Origin of the sequence: Acinetobacter pittii, assembly GCF_034067285.1 — a bacterium.
In the GTDB taxonomy this organism is placed as follows: domain Bacteria; phylum Pseudomonadota; class Gammaproteobacteria; order Pseudomonadales; family Moraxellaceae; genus Acinetobacter; species Acinetobacter pittii_E.
The window spans coordinates 1,563,099-1,582,678 of record NZ_CP139286.1; the positions used below are offsets into that span (position 1 = coordinate 1,563,099).

The window sequence follows — 19,580 nt, forward strand, 5'->3', positions numbered from 1 at the left end:
AAGGGATTTGAAATGCCAAATTTAATGAAACTGAGTGTGTTAACAATCGCTGTAATAGGTAGCCAATTTGCGCTTGCGAATGAACCTTGGTCACAAGATCGCCAATGGTTACTTGGCGACTGGAATGGTGAACGCCAACAGTTAGAACAACAAGGTTATAAATTTACAGCTTCTATTATGAGCCAAGCTGCCACAAATTTAGATGGTGGTTATAACGATAGCAATACATTTGAAAATGCTGCGCAACTTTCTTTAGGTGTGAACTTCGATTTAGAAAAAATTGCTGGTTGGAAAGATACAACAGCGAGTCTAGTCGTGACTAAACGTGACGGCAATGCATTAACTCTCGAGCGTATTAAAGACCCACGTTCTAGCCAATTGGGTAATGCTCAAGAGATTTATGGACGCGGTAAAATCTGGCGTTTATCTCAAGCATGGGTGAAAAAAGGTTTCGTTAATAACACCGTACAGGTCAAATTTGGTCGTATGGGAATGTCAGAGGACTTTAATAGTTCTCAATGTGAGTTTCAGAATTTATTGCTTTGCGGTGGACAGCTAGGAAAATCAATCGGTTCAATTTGGTATAACTCGCCAGTTGGTGTTTGGGCGACAAATGTTAAATATCAGTTTGCACCTGAGTGGACTTTGGGATTGGGTGTGTATGAGGACAATCCAGACAACATTAAAACTGAATCAAATAGTGATGGTTTTAATCTGGATATGAACAACGTAAAGGGCGCAACCATACCAGTTGAGCTTACATGGAAACCAAAACTTGCTACTTTTAATGGTTTACCGGGTGAATATAAAGTAGGGGCGCTGTACTCAACCGCAGAAGCGAATGATATTAAGACTGCGGGTAAAGTTCATGATGGAAAACAAAGTTTCTGGCTTAATGCCCAGCAACAACTGACGAATAAAGGCGAAGATCCGAAACGCGGTTTATATATTAGTTTTAACGGCGTTGTAAATGATAAAGCAACGACTTTTGTTCAAAGTACGCAACAGCTTGCTCTTTGGTATAAGGGGCCATTTGATAGCCGTCCAAATGATTCGATTGGTTTTGGTATTGCCAATTATGTGGTCAATGATCGTGCTAAAGATAAGCAGATCGCAACAAATGAAAGTCGTGGATACTATAGCTATGATGCGATTGCGTCTGACTATATTCCAATTCAAGACGACGAGCTAAATGTCGAGCTGAACTATACCTACCAATGGTCTCCGGCCGTCATGTTACGTCCAAACATTCAATATATCCATCAACCTGCGGGTGTAAAAGAGGTCGATGATGCTTGGGTGGCAGGCTTGAGTGTAAAAGTTAATTTTTAACAGTATTTATGGCTGGTTAGACATGGTTTAACTGGCTCAAATGCTTGAACTATTCGGGTTCAGTATATGTGGAGTAGGATCTATGTCTGAGTCAGATTCTAAGTTTCATATCTTATTCAAAATATGGTGTTTTATTTTAGGCTTAGCTTTATTGGCTACAGGTGTTTTTTACATTATAGGCGGTGGAAAGCTAGTATCGCTCGGCGGTTCTTGGTATTTCTTAGTTGCAGGGCTATTTATTACCCTTTCTGCAATTAGTATTTTCCGAAAAAAAGCGCTTGGTGTCTGGATTTTTGTGGCTGTTTTTGTTGGCACCGTAATTTGGTCACTGGTTGATGCGGGCTGGGAATTCTGGCCATTATTCTCGCGTTTAATGTTTCCTGCTGGTCTTTTTGCTGCTTTATTATTTACGCTACCTTCAATTCGACGCTACCAATTTCAAACCAGTTTGGCATCTTCATCTTATGCAGTAGGTGGATTAGTTGTAGTTGGTATGTTGATTGCGCTTTATCAGATGTTCCAACCGCATCCAACGGTAGCAAGTTCAGGTGAAAAACTGCCTTTAGTACCAGTTGACCCTGCTAAAAAACAGGTGAATTGGGAAAATTATGGAAATGATGCAGGCGGTAGCCGCTTTGTTGCTCTCGATCAAATTAACAGAGATAACGTTCATAAATTAAAAGAAGCTTGGCGCTTTAGAACAGGCGATTTTACAACAGGTAATGGTAATGGTGCTGAAGACCAAATGACACCGCTACAGGTTGGAAATAAAGTCTTCTTATGTACACCACATAATAATATTTTTGCGATAGATGCTGACTCAGGTAAACAGATCTGGAAAGCTGAAGTGAACTCGAAAGCCGATGCTTGGGAACGTTGCCGTGGTGTTGCATATTTTGATTCAACTAAACCACTTGTTCAACCAACTTTGGCTGGTGCAAATGCAGTAACCGCGGTTGCAACAAACACGGTATGTCCACGTCGTGTATATACCAATACACCTGATGGTCGTTTAATTGCAGTCAATGCAGATAACGGTCAGCGCTGTACTGATTTTGGTGTAAATGGAACGGTTGATTTGTTGGAAGGACTTGGGGCGGGAACAAAAGCGCCACGTTTTGAAGTGACTTCTGCACCAACTATTGCGGGTACAACCATTGTGGTAGGTAGCCGTATTGCTGACAACGTAGCCGCAGATATGCCGGGCGGTGTTATCCGTGGTTATGACGTGATTACGGGTAAACTTCGCTGGGCGTTTGATCCACGTAATCCAGATCCTAACTATGTTCTTAAACCGGGTGAAACCTATAAACGTAGTTCGGCAAACTCTTGGGCTGCAATGTCGTATGATCCGCAAATGAATACGGTGTTCTTACCTATGGGTAGTTCATCTGTCGACATTTGGGGCGGTAACCGTAATCCGTTAGATCATAAATACAATACTTCTGTTTTGGCACTTGATGCGACAACAGGTAAAGAAAAGTGGGTGTATCAAACTGTTCATAATGATTTATGGGACTTTGACTTACCTATGCAACCAAGTCTAGTCGACTTTCCATTAAAAGATGGTACGACTAAACCAGCTGTTGTGATTGGAACCAAATCAGGTCAATTCTTTGTGCTTGACCGCGTAACTGGTAAACCGCTGACTAAAGTAGTTGAACAACCCGTGAAAGCGGCAAATATCCCGGGTGAGCAATACAGTGCAACTCAACCACGTTCAGTTGAAATGCCTCAAATTGGTAATCAGACTTTAACTGAGTCAGATATGTGGGGTGCTACGCCGTTTGACCAACTGATGTGTCGTATTAACTTTAAGTCAATGCGTTACGAAGGTCTATTTACTGCACCAGGTACTGACGTTTCGTTAAGTTTCCCAGGTTCTTTGGGTGGCATGAACTGGGGTAGTATTGCTTTTGATCCAACTCATCGTTATATGTTCGTGAACGATATGCGCCTTGGCTTATGGATTCAATTGATGGAGCAAACTCCTGAAGACATTAAGATTCAAGCGAATGGTGGGGAAAAAGTAAACACAGGTATGGGTGCTGTACCAATGAAAGGTACCCCGTATAAAGTGAATAAAAACCGCTTTATGTCAGCATTAAGCATTCCTTGTCAGAAACCGCCGTTTGGTACGATGACTGCGATTGATTTGAAAACTCGTCAAGTTGCGTGGCAGGTACCATTAGGTACGGTTGAAGATACAGGCCCTATGGGAATTAAAATGGGCTTAAAAGCACCGATCGGTATGCCAACCATTGGTGGTCCGATGGCAACTCAAGGTGGTTTGGTTTTCTTTGCTGCAACACAAGATTACTACTTACGTGCATTTGATTCATCTACAGGTAAAGAACTGTGGAAATCACGTATGCCAGTAGGTAGTCAGGGCACACCAATAAGCTATGTTTCACCTAAAACAGGTAAACAATATGTGGTTGTTACCGCAGGTGGAGCACGTCAATCACCTGATCATGGCGATTATGTGATCGCTTATACTTTAGAACAGTAATTAAATAAGGCAAAAGAGAGAATTTCTCTTTTGCCTTTTATTTTTAATATATTTTTTATATAAAAGAAGAAAAGTAAATTCTATATTTTTAACTAGATAGCTTTACCAAATAGTAAAAAAGTGCTTGAAGTTATTATCAAACTTAAAATTTTCTTAAAAGTTATTTATCTTGAACACTAGGCACAGCCGAACTATTAAGCATTTTCTTATAATGTTTTACCTATAAATAAAAGGCAGGAATTTATTAAGTTTTGTTTAACTTAAAGTTGTGAATTTTAATTAGAAATAAACATTATCAAGTTTTTGATAGAGAAAATTAGGGTATTTTTGTTGGAAAAATGAGCGTAAATATATACTTATATTATATTTATATAATTTATTGGGTTGCGTTAGAATGGTCGTCGCAGATTATTACTACCCAGTAATAATTTGTATTTCAGGAATTTAAGCTCTTTTTAGCTTAAGGCTCATCGCAAGATGAGCCTTTTTTTATGACTTGACGAAAGCTATTTTTAACTACTATTAAAATAGCCTAAGTAAAATTAAGCAAATAAATACTGATGAGAATCACAAAAAATAGTCTTTAATGACAAGAAGTGTCTGATTTGTTAAATTAAAGCCACTTGATAATAATAGGTGATACGATGAGATTTTTGGTTCTTGCAACTTTATCTGGTTTAGCTTTGATGGGTTGTGCTTCTGTTCAGCAAGCACCGAATACACAAGAGACAATTCGTTATGCTTCTAGTCCATGCTTTGGCGCATGCCCAATCTATTCTGTGGAAGTAACACCTACGGGTTTAATTCGTTTTGAAGGTAAACAATATACAAAAGCTATCGGTGTTAAAGAAATTCAAGGTAGCGTAAAAGATTATAAAAAACTTGCAGATGATCTAAAAACTTACCGACCTGAAACAGGTACACAAGCGAAAACTGGTGGATGTCAGCAAACTGCAACCGACATGTCTAGCTATTACATTTCATGGATTCAACCAAATGGTACAGAAACTAAGTTAAGCCATTATAAAGGTTGCATGTCTCCGGCAAATAGTAGACTTAATAAGATTATGGATAGCTTGCCAGATCAATTAGGCATTAAAGATCTAATTTAATGACAAAAGCCCCAAAACTTTGGGGCTTTTTCTTGTTAAGAACAATTATAAACTTAAAAATTTTATTTTAAGTACTCCTAAACAAATCAGCGTATAATACAAATTATAAAAACATATATTGTTGAGAGTGGTTATATGTCAAATATTGTCTATGCCTTTGTAGGTGGTTTATTACTCGGCATCGCAACAGTTGGATATTTATATATAAATGGTCGTATAGCCGGAATTAGTGGATTGCTTGCTCAAGTTATAAATCCTACTAAAGATATTTTTAAAAGTTCAGCATTTTGGTTCATTGCAGGACTCGTGATTACACCTTTTATATATGGTTATTTCTATCAGCCTGAAATCGAAATTAAAGCCAATTCATTTGTACTTATTCTGGCAGGGTTACTTGTTGGTTTTGGAACACGGTTAGGCGCTGGATGTACAAGTGGGCATGGTATTTGCGGTATGAGCAGGTTATCAAAACGCTCAATAGTGGCGACAGCAGTTTTTATGTTTGCTGGCATGTTAACGGTTTATATCATTCGTCATGTGCTGGGGTAATCCTATGAAAAACATTTTTGCTTTTATATTTGGTGGTTTGTTTTCATTAGGCTTAATGATTTCTGGTATGTCTAATCCTGAAAAGGTATTAGGTTTTTTAGATATCTTTGGGCAGTGGGATATTAGCTTAATGTTTGTGATGTTAGGTGCAATTGCTGTGGCATTTATTCCATTTCAAAAGGCTATAAAAAGCCCTAAAACACTTTTTAATGAACAAATTCAATTACCAACAAATACACAGATTGACCAAAGGTTAATTGTTGGGGCTTTTATTTTCGGTATAGGCTGGGGAATAGCAGGGATATGTCCAGCGCCGGCTTTAACGCTTATAGGGTTAGGACATTTTGAAGCGCTTTATTTTATTGTCGCTATGTTATTAGGGATGTTTATTTACCGAGTCTTAAATAAAGGAAATTAAACCTATGCAACAACCTCTAGTAAAAGATTTTTTTGATGAAAACACCAATACTTTTAGCTATGTTGTTGCAGATTTAGTGACTCATCAATGCGCAATTATTGATAGTGTGCTTGACTACGATGCTGCATCAGCAACTACAAAAACAACCAATGCCGATCGTATTATCGATTATGTCTTGGCTCAAAACTTTAAAGTGCAATGGATTTTAGAAACCCATGTACACGCCGACCATATGACCGCGGCTCAATATTTAAAATCTCAATTGGGCGGTACGGTTGCAATTAGTCAAAAAATCTCAATCGTACAAGAAACATTTTCGGCTATCTATAATTTTGATTTTAAAAAATTTAATGAAAATCAGCCTTTTGATTATTTATTTGAAGATCATGAACATTTCAAAATAGGAGATATAGAAGCCTATAACATTCCTACACCAGGGCATACACCTGCTTGCTTAAGCTATGTGATTGCTGATGCCGTTTTTGTCGGTGATACTTTATTTATGCCCGATTATGGTTCGGCCAGATGCGACTTTCCTAAAGGAAGTGCTGCTGAGCTTTATGATTCCGTACAAAAGCTTTACCAACTTCCTGGCGAAATGCGTATGTTTTTATGCCATGACTATAAACCCGAAGGTCGTGATGAATATATTTGTCAAACAGATATTAAAACTCAAAAGCAAAGCAATATTCATTTAAACCGACGCGTTTCTAAGGACTCATTCATAAGAATGCGCCAAGAACGAGATGCAACTTTGGCAATGCCAAAATTAATTTTGCCTTCAATTCAAATTAATATGAACGGTGGAAATTTTCCGGAACCTGAAGCGAATGGCATCCGCTATTTAAAAATTCCATTCAATTACTTCTAAAAATAGCCTAAGCAACTCTTCAAATTACCATCATTCTCTATAAATAGCCTAAGCAAATAATAAAATTATCTTCTAAAAATAGCCTAAGTAAGATTTAAAGAACTTGTCTCAAATCCCGCGAAGTCTCTTGCAATAAAGGCAAAATGTGTTGAATTAAATATTCTTCAGTTGTTTTCATAGTAGGTGAAACAATATTTAAAGCTGCAACGACTTTAAAGTCTTGTCCATAAATCGGTACGGCGAGCGCATGAACTCCTAATTCATGTTCTTCACGCGAATAGCACCAGTCTTGCTCACGAATCTCTTTTAGTAACTCTAAAAATTTATCATTTTCGACATGGGTATATTTGGTTAAACGCTGAAGTGGATATTTTTGAAGCCAGTCGAGTTGTTCTTGTTGGCTTAAATGTGCCAGTAAAATTTTACCCGCTGAGGTCGCATGAGCAGGCAGACGGTTACCTAAGTGTAAGCCGTATGGATTTACACGGTCTGTTTGTTGGTGCGCGGCACTACGGGCAATGGTAATGGCTTCATACCCATCAAGTACCATCACCGAGTAAATGAGAGATGTTTGGTTAGTTAACAGATTTAATAAAGGCTGAGACACTTTCGGAAGCTGGGCTGCACCCAAATAAGCTCCTGAAAACTTCAAGACTTTGGGAGTTAAATAATAATAGTGTCCATCAGACTCAAGATAACCTAGATATTCTAAAGTTAATAAATGGCGTCTTGCTGCCGCTCGAGTGAGTCCGGTTTTTTCGGCCGCCATCGAAATATTTAAACGATGTTGATTACTACTAAAGCTATCTAAAATTGCCATGCCTTTACCGATGCCAGCAATGTAATCTTCATGACGAATCGTTTTTTTGTTGTCCTGATTCTGGATTATCCGTTCATCTTTACTCATTACTGATCCTTGTACGATAGAAGCTTAGTAGATCAATTTGCTTTACTGAAAAAGTTTAATAATTTCATGTCGCAAAAATTGATGCCTTAAATTATCCCTTAAATCTTCGTGCCAAAACATACCCATTTTAATATTGGTTATCTCAAAAGGCAGAGAATGTAAGCAAATTTCTGGACTATAAGATAAATGCTGCAAAATCATACGAGGCATCGTCAATATTGCGTTGGCTTGAGCACCTAAAACTTGTAGCGCCGTTGAGTAGTTCTGACAGCGCATAAATACATTTCTTGAAATTTTTTGATGTTGGTTTAGATAAATATCTTCAAGTAACGCGCCTGTACGGCGTGACGAAACACCGATATGTCGACCACTAATATAGCTCGATAAATCGACTTCTTTAAGTTGACTGCAAATGACGAACTCATCTGTTACCAAATGGTCAAAGGTAATTTTTGGAGATAGATATTGTTCTAGGTCAATCACAAAATCGAGCTGCTGTGTTGCCAAGTCCGCCATGATATGTTTTCGATCTAGCTTCATACTGACAAACTGCAAATCTAAATTAAGATTTTGAAAGTGTTGAGCGAGTCTTGGAAGAATAATCGGCTCAATTTCATCATGCACAGCGATTTTTAAATTTTTTAGACTTGTTGGATCAAAGACATGTTTTTGCTGGCTAATATTTTGAATTGTTAAAAGTGCCTGTTTCACTGTCGGATAAATTTGTTCTGCAAAAGGAGTAGCCGACATTTTATTGCCTACTCGTATAAATACATCATCTTCAAGTTGCTGACGTAATCTTTGCAGGGCGTGACTTGCTGCCGACTGCGTAATATTAAGACTACTTGCCGCATTTGAAATACTTTTTTGCTCATAAATCGCGATAAATAGCGGATATAAATTGATATCTATTCGATGAAAAAAGCTTAAGTCTAGGCTGTGCAGGTTATGAATATTATTCATGAGGTGTTATTTAATAAAATCATTTCATTCATATTAAGTTTCAAGTTATGTTGATGTAAAGACCAGATAATGTTGTAAAGGAAAAAGAATGTTTGAACTCTCAAAAAAAGCTCAGGACTTCACCGAGCGAACTAGAAAATTTATTTTAGAAGAAATAGAACCTGTCGAAGCAAAATTTTGGGAAGAAGTTCATGAGTTAAATCCAGACGGAAACTGGAAAAAATGGCAATGGCCAGAGCTTTTAGAAACTCTGAAATCTAAAGCGAAGGATGCTGGCCTTTGGAATATGTTTTTACCCGATGAAAAGCTGGGCGCTGGGTTAACTGTTCAAGAATATGCTCATATAGCTGAATTAACTGGCCGTAGTTTATTGGCACCTACGGTTTTTAACTGTAATGCACCAGATACGGGAAATATGGAATTGTTATGGCGTTATGGTAGTGAACAACAAAAACAGCAATGGCTACAGCCTTTATTGGACGGCAAAATCCGTTCGGTTTTTTGTATGACTGAACCCGAGGTTGCTTCAAGTGATGCGACCAATATGCAAGCGACTGCCTTAATCGAAGGTAATGAAATTGTTTTAAATGGCAAAAAGTGGTGGTCGTCTGGCTTAGGTGATCCAAATGCCAAAGTCATTATTTTTATGGCGCATACTCCAGATGAAACCAAAGACCGTCATCATCAACACTCTATGGTTTTAGTACCGATTGATACGGCAGGTGTTGAAATTCAGCGGATGTTACCTGTTTTTGGTGACTACGATGCACCGCATGGACATGGTGAAGTTCATTTTAATAATGTTCGAGTGCCTATCGAAAACTTTATTGGTGGAGCGGGGCAAGGTTTTGAAATTGCCCAAGGCCGTTTAGGACCAGGACGTATTCACCATTGCATGCGTTGCATTGGGGCTGCTGAAAAAGCGCTAGAACTTATGATTGATCGCGGCATGTCTAGAACGGCGTTTGGCAAAGAAATTTTAAAACTCGGTGGAAACCTCGAACGCGTGGCTGATGCCCGAGTCGCCATAGATCAAGCCAGACTTTTAACCTTGTATGCTGCTTATAAAATGGATACTTTAGGAAATATGGCTGCTTTAACAGAAATATCTGCAATTAAAGTGGTCGCTCCGAGTGTTTTAGAAAAAGTAGTCGATATGGCGATTCAGCTACATGGCGGTGCGGGTGTTTCAAGAGATACACCATTAACAGGTTTCTTTGCCCAAGCACGCAGTTTACGTTTAGCTGATGGTCCAGATGAAGTACATAAAGGCATGATTGCCAAATTAGAGTTGGCCAAACGTGGTTATGGCCGTCATAAGAAAGTATAAGGTTTAAAGGAAGTGAATATGTCGGTAATTGATATAGGCGGTGAAGTACGTGAAGGTGAAGAGCTTGATATTGGGGCAGTTGAAAACTGGTTAAAAAGCCAAGGTGTTGAGTTGGTTGGACCAGCAGTTGTTACTCAATATACAGGTGGGGCGTCGAATTGGACTTATCGTTTAAAGTATGAAAATACCGATCTAATTTTACGGCGTCCTCCAAAAGGAACAAAAGCGAAGTCAGCCCACGATATGGCCCGTGAATATATGGTGCAGAAAAATCTTGCGCCTTATTATCCAGTGCTTCCTAAAATGGTGGCATTTTGTCAGGATGAATCGGTCATTGGCTGTGATTTTTATGTCATGGAACGCATTGAAGGTATTATTCCTCGTGCAAAACTGCCGCCTGAACTTGGTTTTAATGAAGAAGATGTTCATGAGCTTTGTGTAAACGTTATTGATAAGTTGATTGAGCTACATCAAGTTCCTTATGAGAACACGCCTTTAGCTGAACTAGGCAAAGGTACAGGGTATTGCCGTAGACAAGTTGAAGGATGGGATAAACGTTACGAGAAAGTCCGTACAATCAACGTTCCTTCTTTTAAATATGTTCGAAAATGGCTAAATGATAATATCCCTCAGGACTCTACGACTTGTATTATTCATAATGATTGGCGTTTTGATAATGTGGTGTTAGACCCAGAACATCCAACAGAGGTGATTGGTGTGTTGGATTGGGAAATGGCGACCTTGGGTGATCCATTAATGGACTTGGGAAGTGCCTTAGCCTATTGGGTTGAGCCAACGGATAACATGATTTTTAGATCGACACGCCGTCAGCCGACTCACTTAAAGGGAATGTTCTCTCGAAAAGAAGTGGTTGAGTATTATTTGCAAAAAACAGGACTGAAACCTACAAATTGGGCTTTTTATGAAGTATTTGGTGTATTTCGTTTAGCCGTGATTGCCCAGCAAATCTATTACCGTTATTACCACAAGCAAACCCGAAACCCTGCTTTTAAAGATTTCTGGATTGTCATTCATGCACTACATATCAGAGCTTTAAAACTTATCGCGCAGCAAAAATTGCAAGAATCAGAATTTGCTCAGCAATCTCTACAGAAAATACAGGGTATTTTAAGAAGATGACCACAATTTATCTGGTAAGACATGGGCAGGCATCATTTGGTAAAAGTAACTATGATGAGCTGTCTGAAAATGGTGAAGCTCAAGCGACTTTATTAGGTCAATATTTTAAGCAAATATTGAAAGAACAACCGTATGTAGTTGCGGGAACTATGCAGCGCCATGAACAAACTGCAAAGCTCGCACTCAATGAATGCTTTCCAGATGCGGTGATTCATCATAATAATTTATGGAATGAGTTTAACCATCAGCAAGTTTTTGCCCGTTATGAGCCACGTTTTGAACAGCCTGAACTGTTAAAAGCTGACGTGGCGCAAGAACAAAACCCACGTGCATATCTTGCCAAAATATTTGAAGGTGCCATTGGACGATGGACAGATGGTGATTTTCATCATGAATATGATGAGTCTTGGCCGCACTTTAAGGAAAGAGTCGAAACGGCATTGCAGCAACTTTGTGATGATTTGGCAAAAACCAAGCCTCGCTATGCAGTTGTTTTTACCTCTGGCGGTGTCATTTCAGTAGCAATTGGCAAACTACTTGAACTGAGTCCCAATCGAACTTTTGCTTTGAATTGGGCAATTGCTAATACAAGCCTCACCACTTTGCGTTTGGTTGGAAATGAAGCTCAGGTGTTAAGTTTAAATGAACATCATTTTATAAAAGCTAAACGTCCAGATTTACTGACATGGATTTAAAAATAAGGATAAAAACATGACAAAGACAATTTTAATTACAGGTGCAAGTTCAGGTCTTGGCGCGGGTATGGCGCATGAATTTGCAGCCAAAGGCTATAACTTAGCAATTTGTGCACGCCGTTTAGACAGATTGGAAGATTTAAAAACTGAACTTGAAACTGAGTATGGGATTAAAGTCATTGCAAAAAGTCTAGATGTCACCAATTACGATCAAGTTTTTGAAGTATTTCGGGCCTTTAAACAAGAATTTGGCTATTTAGACCGAATTATTGTAAATGCGGGAGTCGGAAATGGCCGCCGCATTGGTAAAGGTAATTTTGAAATTAATAAGGCAACTGCTGAAACGAACTTTATTTCTGCTTTGGCGCAATGTGAAGCAGCGGTTGAAATTTTTAGAGCACAAAACGCAGGTCATTTGGTGGTGATGTCATCCATGAGTGCTATGCGTGGATTACCAAAACATTTATCGACCTATGCGGCCAGTAAAGCTGCGGTGGCTCACTTGGCCGAAGGTATTCGTGCTGAATTATTGGATACACCAATTAAAGTTTCTACAATTTTTCCGGGTTACATCCGAACTGAAATGAATGAGGGTGCTAAACATTTACCTTTTGAAGTAGATGCCAAAACAGGATGTAAAGCTTTGGTCAAAGCCATCGAAAAACAACCTGTAAAGGCTTATGTGCCGCAGTGGCCATGGTTACCAATGAGTATTGCCATGAAAGTTTTACCTTTAAAGTTGGTCAATAAATTAGGATAATAGTTACCCCCTAAATTTTAGGGGGTATTTTTTTATTTAGAACTTTTTGGTGTAATTGACAAATAGACGGTCTTCACCAAAATCATTACCATGCTTAACATTGTAATCAATACGAATGTATTGCAGGGCAACGCCTTTTAAGAACGGCTGTTGAAATGCATAGTTTAAAATCACATTCGACTCGGTTTCATGGTTTTTCTCACCATTGGCTGCTTTAAAATCATGGCCGTAAACATATTTCACCATCGCATTTAAACCGGGTACATAATCTTTAAAGTCGTAGCCATACATGACATGGTAAGACTTTTCATCTTCTTTAAAGAAACCTGTGGCATTCCAGTTAATGAAATAGGTTTCTGGTAAGAAGCCATCTGGTAGCGGGTAAGCCGATTCACCAATAATTTGTTGGTAACCTAAACCAAAGGTATGGTTTTTTACTTTAACGGTTTCAAGTAATCCGATGTTCTGCGCATCAATATCAAAAGTATTGCCGTCATCTTTTGCATTAAAGTACTTAAACTTAGAGGTAAGGGCAAAAGTTGGCTTCTTCCACGTATGTTCAAGTCCAACATAGTGTTTATTGTAGAGGTCTTCCAAATTACCGAAGTAATATTCGCCCTTGAGTGACGGTGTAAATTGATATCGCAAGTCAATGTAGTTAAGGCCATCAGATTCTTTAGTAATTCCATTTGCAGTAAATGAAAACTTTTTAAAGTCTTCTTCATTACGTGGAGACACTTTTTCAACCCGACCAATTTCAGCATAGAGCTGATCTGAAAGTTGCGACTTTAAGTTAGTTCCCCAATATGAAGTGAGTAACTGCCGGCTAGCATCAACAGCTGTTACAGGTAAATCTAGCCAGAGTTCACCGACACTTAAAAGAGTTCTGTCATAACCTAGTTTTAAAGTCGCGCCGTATTTTAGATAGTCTGATGCCTGAGATTGTGTTTCTTTATTAAAAGGCAAAACTGTATCGGCGACATGTTTGTCTGAACTTAGGCGCACGGCGTATTGGACAGAAGCATCGGCCCCAATCGTGATTGGCTTATCTGCTATGACTAAGGGAGTGTCATGCATTTTTGATTTATAAAATAATGACGCTGCCTGAGACCAACTACCAGTATCTTTTAATGCATCATTATCAAAATCACGATTGATATATGCATTTTTTAAAGTGAATTTCCATTCATCTTCAGTTTGCTGATTCGGATTTGCAGCCCATGAGCTGCTGCACATAAGTAATAAAGTAGTAACAGCTAAAGTGTGTGGTTTAAAACGGTGAAATAATTCCATAATCCATTTCCCAGATATATGCCTGTCCTCGGCAATACTTAATTTTGAATATTTGAGTACTCTCTATGTGTTTAGATAGAGAGTACTTTTTTGCAATTATTGAGAGCTATTAATTTAATTTTTCAAGTTTCATGCTTTCACTAAAGAATTTGCAGCCTTTAAAAAGCAGAATTAAAGCCAGTACACAAGACAGACCACCCACAATAGACAAAGAAGAACCCACCATTAACGGACTACCAAAAACTTTATCTGTAATAATGGCTACCAATGTTGTACCAATACCGAGCCCAATTAAGTTACTGACCAAAAGGAAGAGGGCAGAAAGGCGTGCTCTAAATTGGTTTGGGGCTAACATTTGCAAAGCAGTTGCCGAAATCACTAAAGGGAAAGACGCAAAGAACATTGCCGGAATCAGTAAGCTGACTGAAAGCCAAAGCTGATCTGTTTGGGTAAAAAATGCAATCGGAATAATCAGGCCAACAATCCCAATCACACCTGTGAACATCGGTGCATCTTGACGACCTTTTTTAATAAACCAGTCGTTTAACCAACCTGCACAAAACACACCTAATGTATTTGCGATTAATAGAATCGTACCAAGCATATAGCCTGTTTCTGTCGGCGCAAGTTGAAACTTTCGAATATAAAATGCAGGTGTCCAGCTAGTTAGGCTATAGAGTGCCATTGCATAAAAGGTAAAACCTAAATAATGACAAGCAAAAGTTTTCGAATGTTTTTTAATAAACTGAAGACATTGTGTGAATTTAACTTGGTCGACTTGTCCATGTTGGTTGAGCTGTTGACCTTTACGCGCAGGGTCTTTAACGGTCAAAATAAATAACAACCCAATAATAATGCCGGGTAAACCCACCACTAAAAAGGCAATTTGCCATGCTTTAAGTGCGCCTAATAGTGGAACTTCAATGAGTGTCACGCCTTTAAGCAAGTTAATGACATAGCCACCCACTAAAAAGGCAATACCGCCCCCTAAAAAAGCACCAATTGAATAAATCCCAACAGCACGGCCTAGTTTGTCCTTACTAAACATGTCGCTAAACATTGAATAAGCAGCTGGAGATAACGCAGCTTCACCTACACCGACCGCCATACGGCTTAAAAACAGTTGAATAAAGTTTTTACTTAAACCACAAGTTGCCGTTGCTAGACTCCAAACAATAATCCCGATTGAAATCAGTTTTGGTCGTGAAAAACGGTCAGCAATATAGGCGAGTGGTAATCCCATAACCGCATAAAATAGTGAAAAGGCAAGACCATGTAACAAACTAAATTGGGTATCTGAAAGTTGGAGATCTGCTTTGATGGGTTCAATCATCAGCGCCAGAATTTGGCGATCAATAAATGAAAATATATATGCCAACATACAAAGTATCACCACATACCATGCATAGGCATTGCTTTTCTTCTGTGTCCTTTCAACAGCGATATTACTTTGGTTCATACACTTAATCCTTATGTATAAAACGCTTTAAAGAAATTGATATCTAACTTTTATTATTCCTCTGAAGTTTTCGATACTTTTCCCCCTTTAGATAAGAATAATAAATAGGCTAGAAATGAGTAATTTGGTCTCGTACAGACCGGAAGAGAGTGTCTAAATCCAATTAGGAAGTAATTGGGCTTTTAAGATCATGGAATTATTATTTTCTTTTTATATGTAAAATTCCATTACTTGTTGAGTATGTTAGAATACTTAAAAAGTATGTTAAGTAGAAATATACGAATATTTTAATGAAGTAATAATTTGATTCTATTTATTTTAATAAAGGAGCAGTTAAAGAAGATAAATTTTTAACTGCTCAAAAGGGCTAATTTTTATTGAAAGAAATATCTAACTTGATGGCATAAGATCAAATAATTTCTTTAACTGAGAATTTAAATTGTGCAATTCATCTTCTGAAAACGCATTCAGGATGCCTGCCAAGGTGACCACACTAATTTGATTAATCTGTTCAACCAGCTCAATACCTTTGGCTGTTAATTTCACCATCGAGATGCGTTCATCGGAGGTAGAAGAGTAGACCTCGACAATTCCATCTTCTACCAACCGATATACAGCTTTGGTTGCGGTAGTTAATTTTAAAGTAGAAAGATTGGCGATGTCGGTGATACTGGCTTCCCCAAGAGCATTAGTACTTAAAATAATTTTACGGCGTGTATTATCGATACCTAGTTTTTTTATTGATTTTTCAATCAGTTGTGAATACTTTCCATTCACTTGGGAAACCCAAAAAAAAGGAAAATTTTGAATACTCGACGGTTCTTTATTAGGAAGAAATTGTTCTAAATGATCAAGCATAGCTAAGCAATAACTTAGTGAAAAAAGGGTAATCCTATTATAAACAAAATTTTGCATATTTCCTTGAGAACAAATTATAAAAAATACTTGACAATTCCATTAAATTTTCCGATATTTTGATTAATGAATAAAAATACATGGAAAAGTGAATGAATATTGTTAGCCAAAGCGTGCACAAAGGAAGTGGCAAGCTCAAGGTGATGGTCAAGGACACAATTGATATTCAAGGTCTAAAAACCATTGCTGGCAGTCGAGCTTTATTAAATGTTGAACCTGCACACGATGATGCTGAGGTGGTTAAAAACATCTTGCAAGCTGACTGCGAAATTATTGGCAAGACAAATTTGCACGAATTGGCTTTTGGTATTACAGGCATTAACCACGCTTTTGGTACGCCTGTTAATCCTAAATATCCTGAACTTATTCCAGGTGGGTCTTCGAGTGGTTCGGCTGCAGCAGTTGCTGCCAAGCAAGCTGACTTTACTTTAGGTACCGACACGGGCGGCTCTATCCGTATGCCTGCTGCGTGCTGCGGAGTTTTTGGTTTAAAACCGACTTTTGGCCGTGTTAGCAGAAAGGGCGTCTATCCACCGTCAAGTTCTTTAGATTGCGTTGGCCCTTTTGCAAATTCAGTCGAGATGATTGAAAAGGCCATGCAGATTATTGATCCAACTTTCAAACCTTCTGCATCTACTAATGCACCAAAACTTGCTGTTCTGGATGTGAAAGCAGATGAGGTTATTTGGAACTGTATTTATCAAGCACTTCAAAAAGCTAATTTACAGACCACTTTAGAAAAAGTTGAACATTTTGAAGCGGCTTTTGATGCAGGTATGCAGATTATTAATTATGAAAATTGGCAAGCTTTTGGTGAGTTAACTCAAACAGGCTTAGTTGGTTCCGATGTAAACGGTCGTTTATTAAAAGCTGCCGCAACAACTTTAGAGCAAGTGAAACAAGCAGAAGTTGTGAAAGCGCAGCTGACCCAAGAACTTGATGCACTACTAGAAAAATATGATGCATTGGTTTTACCGACACTTCCACAAATTCCACCGAAAGTTTCTGAAGCTGAAAACACGGTCGCTTTTTTAAATCTTACGGGTTTAGTTCGACCATTTAATTTATCAGGACATCCAGCCATTTCAGTGCCACTTGAAACCAGTGAAGGGTTACCCGTGGGCCTACAGATCGTATCAAAGCATCAAAAAGATGAGCAATTATGCGCTATAGCTAAATTTTGTGTTGATGCAATGCAATAAATTACAAGGAGTTAGATGATGAATAAGTTGTCTAAAATGGAGTTTGCTTCTCAAGACAAAGCAGTTGACTTAGATGCTTTGTGCCAAGAAATACGTGAGCGTGCCTGTACAGGTGAATTCGATAATCAGGCCTACGTGAGCCAAGATATTATCGAAAAACTTAAACAAATTGGTGTTTACCGTGCCTTGGTGCCTAAACGTTTTGGTGGTGAAGAATGGTCACCACGGCAGTTTTGCGAATTGATCGAAACTTTATCTAAAGCTGATGGTTCGGTGGGCTGGGTAGCAAGTTTCGGCATGAGCCCTGCTTATTTAGGAAGTTTGCCAGAAGAAACGCTTAAAGAATTGTACCAAAACGGACCAGATGTTGTGTTTGCCGGAGGTATTTTTCCACCACAACCTGCTGAAATTACCGATGAAGGTGTTGTGGTTCGTGGACGTTGGAAATTCTCAAGCGGTTGTATGGGAGCTGACATTGTTGGTGTGGGGATTTCACCACTTAAAAACAATGAAATGCAGGGCTTACCACGTATGGCAGTGATGCCTGCGAAAAAAGCCAAAATTGAAATGACTTGGGACACCGTTGGCCTAAAAGGTACGGGAAGCCATGATTTGGTGGTCGAAGATGTATTGGTCGAAAAGAAATGGACCTTTGTCCGTGGTGAACCTTCAAAACTAAGTGAGCCATTTTTTAAATATCCGTCACTGTCTTTAGCGACTCAAGTATTAACTGTGGTAGGTATTGGTGTTGCAGCTGCTGCACTAGAAGAATTTGAAAAATTAGCACCGGGTAAAGCATCTATTACAGGCGGGTCAGAAATTGCAAACCGCCCAGTGACTCAATATGAGTTTGCTCAAGCTGATGCAGAGTTTCAGGCTGCAAAATCTTGGTTTTATCAAACCATGGATATTGTCTGGAATGAAATTATTGCTGGGCGTGAAGCCACTGCTGAACAAATTAGTGATATGCGTCTGGCATGTACCCATGCAGCTCGAGTTTGCGCCAAAGTCACCCGAAAAATGCAAATGCTCGCGGGTATGACAGCAATCTATACCAACAATCCGTTTAGCCGTTTTGTAAATGACACCAACGTGGTGACCCAACATGCCTTTATGGGTGATGCGACCTTACAAAATGCAGGCTCAATTAGTTTCGGGTTAAAGCCAACCCCTGGTTATTTATAAGTTTTAATTTTTAAAAAGGATATTGAGATGGAAGCTAAAAAATCATTACGCGTGTTGTTTTGCATGGGTATTAACCAAAACTTTTTTGATGCGGAACCTGCTGAAGCAAAAGCGGTTTGGGCAGCATTTGGTGAAATGTGGAATGGCATTCATGACTTACCGGGCGTACATGTTTTTGGAAATCTTGATGATGACCAAAGCATGGTTGGTCCATGTGCGGGCTGGCCTTGGACAACCTACTTACTTGCAGATGTTCCGGATATTGAAACCGTACATGCTGCTTGTAACTTATTTAGAACGACGGTAGTGGGTGAAGGCCCATACAAACTTTGGAAATATTGCAAAGTTGAAGCTCGTGTTGGGCGCGAATTGATTATCCAACGTTAAGGCGACCGCAATGACTGACAAAGTGAATATTGCAGAAATCTTAGAGCGACTAGAACAGTTAGAAGCGCACAACGCCATTCGCAACTGCCTGAACCGTTATATGGAAATCTGCGACGAGCTTAATGCAAATACAGACCTTGACGAGCTAATGAATCTTTTTGATCAACACTGTATTTGGGAAGGTATTGGCGAGAAATATGCCAAATCTTTTGGTCGTTATGATTCTTGGCAGTCGATTTACGACATGTTTAAAAGCTATACCCAAAAAGAATCTCACTTTGTTATGAATGCACACTTTGTCAATTCAGAACAAATTTATGTAAACCAAGGCTATGCAAATGCTTCTTGGCTGATGTTGCAAACTTCAACCTTTCAAGATGGCCGTAGTCATCTGAATGCAGCAAAGCTCAATGTGAAGTTTCAAAAGCAAGCAGATGGAACATGGAAAATTAAACATTTCCAAACACAGAATATTTTCAGTCGTCCCGTATCGCATTGGCACAGTGAAGCTGAATTGCCGGTACCTTCCCAGGAATGACCCAGGACATAT

The 19,580-nt window shown here is 38.8% G+C and carries 19 protein-coding genes; 14 read left to right on the forward strand and 5 right to left on the reverse strand.

From position 1 onward, the window contains the following. The first annotated feature begins 12 nt into the window (after nt 1–12). From quiX to SOI81_RS07420, 6 genes are all read left to right on the forward strand, one after another. A complete protein-coding gene (gene quiX / locus SOI81_RS07395) occupies nt 13–1,332 on the forward strand; it encodes a carbohydrate porin (protein WP_239977231.1) in 1,320 nt (439 codons plus the stop codon). Between the two features lie 82 nt (nt 1,333–1,414). Then, nucleotides 1,415–3,844 carry a glucose/quinate/shikimate family membrane-bound PQQ-dependent dehydrogenase gene (gene quiA / locus SOI81_RS07400; RefSeq protein ID WP_239977229.1) on the forward strand — a complete coding sequence of 810 codons (2,430 nt, stop codon included), beginning with the start codon at nt 1,415–1,417 and terminating at the stop codon, nt 3,842–3,844. A gap of 653 nt (nt 3,845–4,497) precedes the next feature. Next, entirely contained in the window at nt 4,498–4,956 is a 459-nt protein-coding gene (locus tag SOI81_RS07405; RefSeq protein ID WP_224993864.1) for a DUF6438 domain-containing protein, read from the forward strand. Nucleotides 4,957–5,091: 135 nt separating this feature from the next. Next, the gene (locus tag SOI81_RS07410; RefSeq protein WP_239975836.1) at nt 5,092–5,505 is read left to right on the forward strand and encodes a YeeE/YedE family protein; all 414 of its coding nucleotides are present in this window, start codon (nt 5,092–5,094) and stop codon (nt 5,503–5,505) included. A gap of 4 nt (nt 5,506–5,509) precedes the next feature. Next, nucleotides 5,510–5,923 carry a DUF6691 family protein gene (locus SOI81_RS07415; RefSeq protein ID WP_239975837.1) on the forward strand — a complete coding sequence of 138 codons (414 nt, stop codon included), beginning with the start codon at nt 5,510–5,512 and terminating at the stop codon, nt 5,921–5,923. 4 nt (nt 5,924–5,927) lie between these two features. Continuing rightward, on the forward strand, nt 5,928–6,794 hold the full coding sequence (locus SOI81_RS07420; protein WP_320541468.1) for an MBL fold metallo-hydrolase: 867 nt from the start codon (nt 5,928–5,930) through the stop codon (nt 6,792–6,794). Between the two features lie 94 nt (nt 6,795–6,888). Here the strand turns inward: SOI81_RS07420 and pcaU are convergent, their stop codons facing one another. Together pcaU and leuO are read right to left on the reverse strand one after the other, a co-directional pair. Then, entirely contained in the window at nt 6,889–7,701 is an 813-nt protein-coding gene (gene pcaU / locus SOI81_RS07425; protein WP_004701378.1) for an IclR family transcriptional regulator PcaU, read from the reverse strand. Nucleotides 7,702–7,743: 42 nt separating this feature from the next. Next, on the reverse strand, nt 7,744–8,664 hold the full coding sequence (gene leuO / locus SOI81_RS07430; protein ID WP_320541469.1) for a LysR family transcriptional regulator: 921 nt from the start codon (nt 8,662–8,664) through the stop codon (nt 7,744–7,746). Between the two features lie 88 nt (nt 8,665–8,752). On the opposite strand from leuO, the gene SOI81_RS07435 reads away from it, so the two are divergent. Genes SOI81_RS07435 through SOI81_RS07450 form a run of 4 tightly spaced genes read left to right on the forward strand, consistent with a single transcriptional unit; the run spans nt 8,753 to nt 12,589 of the window. After that, nucleotides 8,753–9,994 (forward strand): acyl-CoA dehydrogenase family protein, encoded by a 1,242-nt coding sequence (locus SOI81_RS07435; RefSeq protein ID WP_320541470.1) that lies wholly within the window; start codon nt 8,753–8,755, stop codon nt 9,992–9,994. Nucleotides 9,995–10,012: 18 nt separating this feature from the next. Then, nucleotides 10,013–11,134 carry a phosphotransferase family protein gene (locus SOI81_RS07440; protein WP_320541471.1) on the forward strand — a complete coding sequence of 374 codons (1,122 nt, stop codon included), beginning with the start codon at nt 10,013–10,015 and terminating at the stop codon, nt 11,132–11,134. Further along, nucleotides 11,131–11,829 (forward strand): histidine phosphatase family protein, encoded by a 699-nt coding sequence (locus tag SOI81_RS07445; protein WP_016140827.1) that lies wholly within the window; start codon nt 11,131–11,133, stop codon nt 11,827–11,829. The genes SOI81_RS07440 and SOI81_RS07445 overlap by 4 nt, the downstream gene beginning before the upstream one ends. Nucleotides 11,830–11,845: 16 nt before the next feature. Beyond that, nucleotides 11,846–12,589, forward strand: coding sequence for an SDR family oxidoreductase (locus tag SOI81_RS07450; protein ID WP_239975841.1), 744 nt, complete (start codon nt 11,846–11,848; stop codon nt 12,587–12,589). A 36-nt stretch (nt 12,590–12,625) separates the two neighbouring features. Here the strand turns inward: SOI81_RS07450 and SOI81_RS07455 are convergent, their stop codons facing one another. From SOI81_RS07455 to SOI81_RS07465, 3 genes are all read right to left on the reverse strand, one after another. After that, complete coding sequence (locus SOI81_RS07455; protein WP_320541472.1) at nt 12,626–13,882, reverse strand: OprD family outer membrane porin; 1,257 nt, start codon at nt 13,880–13,882, stop codon at nt 12,626–12,628. A gap of 109 nt (nt 13,883–13,991) precedes the next feature. Then, the gene (locus tag SOI81_RS07460; protein ID WP_125739616.1) at nt 13,992–15,341 is read right to left on the reverse strand and encodes a spinster family MFS transporter; all 1,350 of its coding nucleotides are present in this window, start codon (nt 15,339–15,341) and stop codon (nt 13,992–13,994) included. A gap of 390 nt (nt 15,342–15,731) precedes the next feature. Then, complete coding sequence (locus tag SOI81_RS07465) at nt 15,732–16,199, reverse strand: MarR family winged helix-turn-helix transcriptional regulator (RefSeq protein WP_025470292.1); 468 nt, start codon at nt 16,197–16,199, stop codon at nt 15,732–15,734. Nucleotides 16,200–16,348: 149 nt separating this feature from the next. Between SOI81_RS07465 and SOI81_RS07470 the strand changes: the two genes are divergently transcribed. The 4 genes from SOI81_RS07470 to SOI81_RS07485 are packed head-to-tail and all read left to right on the forward strand — an operon-like array spanning nt 16,349 to nt 19,568. Next, entirely contained in the window at nt 16,349–17,458 is a 1,110-nt protein-coding gene (locus SOI81_RS07470) for an amidase (RefSeq protein WP_320541473.1), read from the forward strand. Nucleotides 17,459–17,494: 36 nt separating this feature from the next. Further along, nucleotides 17,495–18,643, forward strand: coding sequence for an acyl-CoA dehydrogenase family protein (locus tag SOI81_RS07475; protein ID WP_080593013.1), 1,149 nt, complete (start codon nt 17,495–17,497; stop codon nt 18,641–18,643). Between the two features lie 27 nt (nt 18,644–18,670). After that, nucleotides 18,671–19,030, forward strand: coding sequence for an IacB protein (locus SOI81_RS07480; RefSeq protein ID WP_320541474.1), 360 nt, complete (start codon nt 18,671–18,673; stop codon nt 19,028–19,030). A gap of 10 nt (nt 19,031–19,040) precedes the next feature. Then, entirely contained in the window at nt 19,041–19,568 is a 528-nt protein-coding gene (locus tag SOI81_RS07485) for a nuclear transport factor 2 family protein (protein WP_320541475.1), read from the forward strand. Nucleotides 19,569–19,580: the final 12 nt, after the last annotated feature.

Coding starts and splice junctions, on each gene's coding strand:
- quiX (WP_239977231.1), top strand. CDS start 13: ATGCCAAATTTAATGAAACTGAGTGTGTTAACAATCGCTGTAATAGGT.
- quiA (WP_239977229.1), top strand. CDS start 1,415: ATGTCTGAGTCAGATTCTAAGTTTCATATCTTATTCAAAATATGGTGT.
- SOI81_RS07410 (WP_239975836.1), top strand. CDS start 5,092: ATGTCAAATATTGTCTATGCCTTTGTAGGTGGTTTATTACTCGGCATC.
- SOI81_RS07415 (WP_239975837.1), top strand. CDS start 5,510: ATGAAAAACATTTTTGCTTTTATATTTGGTGGTTTGTTTTCATTAGGC.
- SOI81_RS07420 (WP_320541468.1), top strand. CDS start 5,928: ATGCAACAACCTCTAGTAAAAGATTTTTTTGATGAAAACACCAATACT.
- pcaU (WP_004701378.1), bottom strand. CDS start 7,701: ATGAGTAAAGATGAACGGATAATCCAGAATCAGGACAACAAAAAAACG.
- leuO (WP_320541469.1), bottom strand. CDS start 8,664: ATGAATAATATTCATAACCTGCACAGCCTAGACTTAAGCTTTTTTCAT.
- SOI81_RS07435 (WP_320541470.1), top strand. CDS start 8,753: ATGTTTGAACTCTCAAAAAAAGCTCAGGACTTCACCGAGCGAACTAGA.
- SOI81_RS07440 (WP_320541471.1), top strand. CDS start 10,013: ATGTCGGTAATTGATATAGGCGGTGAAGTACGTGAAGGTGAAGAGCTT.
- SOI81_RS07445 (WP_016140827.1), top strand. CDS start 11,131: ATGACCACAATTTATCTGGTAAGACATGGGCAGGCATCATTTGGTAAA.
- SOI81_RS07450 (WP_239975841.1), top strand. CDS start 11,846: ATGACAAAGACAATTTTAATTACAGGTGCAAGTTCAGGTCTTGGCGCG.
- SOI81_RS07455 (WP_320541472.1), bottom strand. CDS start 13,882: ATGGAATTATTTCACCGTTTTAAACCACACACTTTAGCTGTTACTACT.
- SOI81_RS07460 (WP_125739616.1), bottom strand. CDS start 15,341: ATGAACCAAAGTAATATCGCTGTTGAAAGGACACAGAAGAAAAGCAAT.
- SOI81_RS07465 (WP_025470292.1), bottom strand. CDS start 16,199: ATGCTTGATCATTTAGAACAATTTCTTCCTAATAAAGAACCGTCGAGT.
- SOI81_RS07470 (WP_320541473.1), top strand. CDS start 16,349: ATGAATATTGTTAGCCAAAGCGTGCACAAAGGAAGTGGCAAGCTCAAG.
- SOI81_RS07475 (WP_080593013.1), top strand. CDS start 17,495: ATGGAGTTTGCTTCTCAAGACAAAGCAGTTGACTTAGATGCTTTGTGC.
- SOI81_RS07480 (WP_320541474.1), top strand. CDS start 18,671: ATGGAAGCTAAAAAATCATTACGCGTGTTGTTTTGCATGGGTATTAAC.
- SOI81_RS07485 (WP_320541475.1), top strand. CDS start 19,041: ATGACTGACAAAGTGAATATTGCAGAAATCTTAGAGCGACTAGAACAG.